Origin of the sequence: Novosphingobium sp. SG751A (assembly GCF_013149295.1) — a bacterium.
Taxonomy (GTDB): domain Bacteria; phylum Pseudomonadota; class Alphaproteobacteria; order Sphingomonadales; family Sphingomonadaceae; genus Novosphingobium.
The window spans coordinates 1-2,855 of record NZ_JABGCB010000054.1; the positions used below are offsets into that span (position 1 = coordinate 1).

Here is a 2,855-nt window from a genome sequence, read left to right on the forward strand (position 1 = left end):
CGAGAGCGATGTTGCCCAGGCGGTGTGGGATGCGGTGCACGATCGCACAGACCGGCTTCACTTTCCGGCGGGTGCCGATGCGCTGGCTATGGCCGGGGGCGAATAGCCCTCACGCTTCTCCACTTTGGCTCTTGCAAAAAGGAGATAGAGCGGCGGATGAGTTCCCTAATACCCGAACTTATGAACGAACGACGGGTTCGGGTTGCGGTCACTTGCAGCAGGACTGTCTGCTCTGTCGAAGGGTTTCGGGCGCCGTCAGGCGTACTAAACCCGGACAGGTACGACCCGCGGTGAGGCTCGCCCAGGTCTATGGGTAAACGGGCTTTGGTGTGGATTGGGGTGGCTGAAGCAGGCGTGCCGACCAGCCTGTGATTGGCGGAATAACAAAGACTCTAAGTGGCATTCGCTCTCGAAGAGCTCCTAATCCTGCCGGTATTGAGCGCAATATTGGCTGTGGTCGCGGCGCTGGCGCACATATCCCCATGGGCCGGGACGCAGTGATCGCGGCCATCATGCAGGGGAAGCCATGCCGGATCATGGCGCTTGTCTCCGGGCGGGCGGTGTCGATGATGGCGGTGCACGCGGTTGGCACCAACGGGCGAAGTCTTCGATGATGGTCATGTGTCCGCCGCAGCACGGACACGGCGGACGATGATCGGGCGGTTCGTCTGGTTCGGGCTCTTCGATCGGCGCGACGACGCCAAGCAGCCTGCGGGCGAGCACCATGGCCTCCTTGTGGGTTGAACTGGCGAGCAGCCCGTAATGCCGGATGCGGTGGAAGCCGCGCGGCAGGACGTGGATCAGGAAGCGGCGGATGAACTCTTCGGTGGCCAGCGACATAACCTGCTGGCGCTCGGCCCCGCCGCAGCGATAGTCCTTGTACCGGAACGTCACACCTCCCTCGTCAAATGCGACGAGCCGCCGGTTCGAGATGGCGACGCGGTGGGTGTAGCGCGAGAGATAGGCCAGTACTGCCTGCGGCCCGGCAAAGGGCGGCTTGGCATAGACCACCCAGCGCTTTTTCCGGATCGGCGACAGATACCGCAGGAATATCTTGCGTTTCGCGAGGCCCACCAAGGTGCTGAAGAAGGCCAGCTTGCCGGCATCGAACAACGCCAGCAGGCGGGTGAGGAACAATCGGCGGAACAGCGCGCCCAGTACGCGCACCGGCAGCAGGAAGGCCGGGCGCGAAGAGATCCAGCGCGTACCGTCGAGCGCGATCCCTCCGCCCGGCACGATCATGTGCACATGCGGATGGTGGGTCAGTGCCGATCCCCACGTGTGCAAGACAGCGGTGATGCCGACCCGCGCGCCAAGGTGCTGGGGATCGGCGGCGATGGTCAGCATCGTGTCCGCAGCCGCGCGGAAGAGGAGGTCATAGAGCACGGCCTTGTTCTGCCAGGCAATATCCGCGATCTCGGCGGGCAGCGTGAACACGACGTGGAAGTAGCCGACCGGCAGCAGATCTGCCTCGCGCGCCGCGAGCCATGTGCGTGCTGCTGCCCCCTGACACTTGGGACAGTGCCGGTTGCGGCATGAGTTGTAGGCGATCCGCCAATGCCCGCAGTCGTCGCAGGCCTCGACGTGACCGCCCAGCGCGGCGGTGCGGCAGTTCTCGATGGCCGTCATGACCTTGAGCTGGCCGAGGCTCAGATGCCCGACGTGGGCCGCCCGATAGACAGGCCCGGCGCTGCGGAAGATATCGGCGACCTCGAGTGAGGTGCGCAACGGCTCAGCCGGGAGGCGCCGCCTGGGTGGCCGGGAACATCGCCAGTCTGTCGAGCGGGCTAACCACCGCCTTGACCGTGCGGATGGCAACCCGGGTGTAGAGCGTTGTGGTTTGTAATTGGGTATGCCCCAACAGCACCTGGATGACGCGGATATCGACGCCATCTTCGAGTAGGTGTGTAGCAAAGCTGTGGCGCAAAGTATGGGGGCCGACCCGCTTGGTTATCCCCGCCGCGTGGGCCGCTTCGGCTGCGATCCGGTGGACCTGCCGGGTGCTGATAGGCTTCAGGTAGTGCTGGCCGGGGAAGAGCCAGCCATCAGGGTGCATCACGCCTTCCTTGCGCCCGATCTTCCACCATTCGCGCAGGAGAAGCAGCAGATCCTGGGCAAGCATGGCGTTGCGATGGCGACCGCCTTTGCCACACTCAACCCGCAGCAGCATGCGCTCGCTGTCGATGTCGCGAACCCTCAAGTGGGTCACTTCGGCGGCGCGAAGCCCAGCGCCATAAGCCACCGACAGGATCGCCTGATGCTTGATACTCGTCGTGGCATCGAGCATCCGGCTCACTTCCTCGCGGCTGAGTACGGTCGGTAAGCCACGCGGATGCTTGACCCGGTGGAGTTTGCGGATCACGTCAGGTCGATCGAGCGTACGGATAAAGAAGAACCGCAACGCCGAAACAGCCGTGTTCATCGCCGGCGCGCCAAACCCCGTCTCGGTCTGCTCGATCTGGTAGCGGCGCAGATCCTCCTCGGTGGCGGTATCAGGCGGGCGCCCCAGCCAAATCGCAAATCGCGTGATATCCCGCAAATAGCCATGCTGCGTGGTGCGGCACAGCCGATGCAGATTCATGTCCTCGATCATTCGCTCCCGCAGCGTGGTGGCTGGGGCTGGCATTGTGGTGTTGGTCATGGGTCGACTCCTCGGTTGAAGGAGCCGCAAAATCTGCCTCTCGTCAGCGGGGCTCAACCCAAGAAATCAGCTCGCGAGTAGCAGCGAAACCTCTAAACCTGCGCCATTCCCACGCCAGTGGGTCGTCTAATCGCCCCACAGTCAATGCCTTATTCTCCGGGTTCAGTTTCGTGTGCTGGGTACATGGTCGTCTACGCGGTCGATACTTCGATCG

2 protein-coding genes are annotated in these 2,855 nt (G+C 63.4%); both read right to left on the reverse strand.

The genetic code is table 11. From position 1 onward, the window contains the following. Positions 1–534: 534 nt before the first annotated feature. The gene (locus FHW96_RS25765) at positions 535–1,728 is read right to left on the reverse strand and encodes an IS91 family transposase (protein WP_172343421.1); all 1,194 of its coding nucleotides are present in this window, start codon (positions 1,726–1,728) and stop codon (positions 535–537) included. A gap of 4 nt (positions 1,729–1,732) precedes the next feature. Beyond that, positions 1,733–2,641, reverse strand: a complete 909-nt coding sequence (locus tag FHW96_RS25770; protein ID WP_172343422.1) for a site-specific integrase — start codon at positions 2,639–2,641, stop codon at positions 1,733–1,735. Positions 2,642–2,855 lie beyond the last annotated feature (214 nt).